Source organism: Streptomyces sp. NRRL WC-3549, from assembly GCF_000721935.1.
GTDB lineage: Bacteria > Actinomycetota > Actinomycetes > Streptomycetales > Streptomycetaceae > Streptomyces.
Genome location: NZ_KL585468.1, coordinates 1 through 2620, shown reverse-complemented (window position 1 = coordinate 2620; position 2620 = coordinate 1). Strand labels below are relative to the sequence as shown.

The 2620-nt window shown below is 69.0% G+C and carries 3 protein-coding genes; 2 read left to right on the top strand and 1 reads right to left on the bottom strand.

Features of this window, described 5'->3' with window-relative positions:
* Positions 1-1129: cysteine desulfurase family protein (locus IH13_RS39540; RefSeq protein ID WP_031091423.1), on the bottom strand; the 1129-nt coding region annotated here is incomplete at its 3' end.
* A 243-nt stretch (positions 1130-1372) separates the two neighbouring features.
* Here IH13_RS39540 and coxB point away from each other — a divergent pair.
* Both coxB and IH13_RS0136205 read left to right on the top strand, forming a co-directional pair.
* The gene (gene coxB, locus IH13_RS0136210; protein WP_051836036.1) at positions 1373-2281 is read left to right on the top strand and encodes an aa3-type cytochrome oxidase subunit II; all 909 of its coding nucleotides are present in this window, start codon (positions 1373-1375) and stop codon (positions 2279-2281) included.
* On the top strand, positions 2278-2620 hold a 343-nt coding region (locus IH13_RS0136205), incomplete at its 3' end, for a cbb3-type cytochrome c oxidase subunit I (protein WP_031091419.1). The genes coxB and IH13_RS0136205, both read left to right, overlap by 4 nt.

The window sequence follows — 2620 nt, the reverse complement described above, 5'->3', positions numbered from 1 at the left end:
CGGGTGCGCCGAGCCGCTCCCGGACCTCCGCCACCACGCCCGGCAGCACCTCCAGGAAGCGGTCGACCTCCGCGCCGGAGGTGCCGGCCGGCAGGGAGACGCGGACGTTCCCCTCGGTGAGCACCCCCATCGCCCTGAGGACGTGACTCGGCGTCAGCGTGCTGCTGGTGCAGGAAGAGCCGGACGAAACGGAAAAATCAGCCCGATCCAGCTCGTGGAGCAAGGTCTCCCCGTCGACATAGAGACACGAGAAGGTGACCAGGTGCGGCAGTCGCCGCAGCGGATCGCCGACCACCTCCACGTCGGGCACCAGCCGGGGCACCTCGGTGCGGATCCGGTCCACCAGGGCGCGCAGCCGTACCGCCTCGTCCTCGGCCTCGGCGCGTACCGCGCGCAGCGAGGCCGCCGCCGCCACGATCGCCGGGATGTTCTCGAAGCCCGGCGCCCGTCCCGACTCCCGCTCGTCGGCCGGGCCTTGGGGGGCGAACCGGACCCCCTTGCGCACGGCGAGCAGCCCGACACCGGCCGGCCCGCCCCACTTGTGGGCGCTGGCGGTCAGCAGCGACCAGCCGTCCGGCACGGGTCCCCAGCCCAGCGACTGCGCCGCGTCCACCAGGAGGGGCACGCCCGCGGCGGCGCAGAGTTCCGCGGTCCGGGCCACCGGCTGCTCGGTGCCCACCTCGTGGTTGGCCGACTGGAGGCAGGCCAGCGCGGTGTCCGCCCGCAGGGCCCGGCCGAACTCCGACGCGTCCACCGCCCCGGTGCGGTCCACCGGTACCTCGGTGGACGACCCGCCGTCCGCCTCCAGTGCCGCCGCGGCGTGCAGGACCGACGAGTGCTCGACCGCCGAGAGCACCAGATGGCGTCCGACACGCCGACGGCCGGAAAGAGCCCCGGAAACGGCCGAGTGGACGGCCCGGGTCCCCGACGGCGTGAAGACGAGCTCGTCCGGCCGGCACCCGACGGCCTCCGCCGCGGCCTCCCGCGCGGCGTCCAGCAGCATCCCGGCCCGCCGCCCCTCGCGGTACAGCCGGGCCGGGTCGGCCCAGCCCTCGTCCAGGGAGGCGAGCAACGCCTGGCGTGCGACGGGGTGCAGGGGTGCGGAGGACGCGGTATCGAAGTAGGACACGCCGCCACGCTAGCCCGCGCGCGGGCGGCGCTCGGGCGCGGCCCGCGCCGCACGGGGGGAGAGGGGGCGTCAGATGACGGCCCGAAGCCCGGATTCCACCCCTTCGGGGTGACGGGCGGCGCGTTGGGCACCCTCCCCGCGCGACCCCAAATAGCGTCCAGTAGGGTTTGGTCCGCATAAACATCCAAACCCCTGCCCGCGTCAGGGCCTGTCTCTTATACACATGTATAAGAGACAGCGCAGGTGCTGACTGCGGGCCTGGTCCTGGCGACGGCCTCCGGTTGTGAATACAACTGGGAGGATTTTCCCCGCCTCGGAATGCCCACACCGGTAACGGAAGAGGCCCCTCGGATCCTCTCCCTCTGGCAGGGCTCGTGGGCGGCAGCGCTCGCCACGGGTGTCCTCGTCTGGGGGCTGATCCTGTGGAGCGTCATCTTCCACCGGCGTAGCAGGACCAAGGTGGAGGTACCTCGGCAGACCAGGTACAACATGCCCATCGAGGCGTTGTACACAGTGGTCCCCCTCATCATCGTCTCGGTGCTCTTCTACTTCACCGCGCGTGATGAGACCAAGCTCATCGAGCTCAGCCCCAAGCCCGCCCACACCATCAACGTGGTCGGCTACCAGTGGAGCTGGGGCTTCAACTACATCGAGAACGTGGAAGGCGCGCCCGCGGCGGGCAGCGAGGTCCCCAAGGAGCTCGACGCCATCCCCGACAAGTTCCGCGCGGACTTCCCCAAGGGCGCCAACGGCGTCTACGACGTGGGCATCCCCGGTACGAGGAACCCGCAGAACGGCAACCCGGGCCCGACCCTGTGGCTGCCGAAGGGTGAGAAGGTCCGTTTCATCCTGACTTCGCGTGACGTCATCCACTCCTTCTGGGTGGTGCCGTTCCTCATGAAGCAGGACGTCATTCCGGGCCACACCAACGCCTTCGAGGTGACTCCGAAGAAGGAGGGCACCTACATGGGTAAGTGCGCCGAGCTCTGCGGCGTCGACCACTCCCGAATGCTCTTCAACGTCAAGATCGTCTCGCCCGAGCGTTACCAGCAGCACCTGAAGGAGCTGGCGAAGAAGGGTCAGACGGGCTACGTGCCGGCAGGCATCGAGCAGACGGACCCGGCCAGGAATGCGGAGACGAACAAACTGTGAGCATCCTCAACGAATCCCAGGGTGCCGCGGCAGCAGACGACTCTTTCGAGGACGAGCTGCCGGTACGGCCCAAGCAGCCGGGTAGCGTCGTCATCAAGTGGCTCACCACCACGGACCACAAGACGATCGGCACGCTCTACCTGGTCACCTCGTTCATCTTCTTCTGCATCGGCGGACTCCTGGCGCTCTTCATGCGCGCCGAGCTGGCCCGTCCGGGTACGCAGATCATGTCGAACGAGCAGTTCAACCAGGCGTTCACGATGCACGGCACGATCATGCTGCTGATGTTCGCGACGCCGCTGTTCTCCGGTTTCGCGAACTGGATCATGCCGCTGCAGA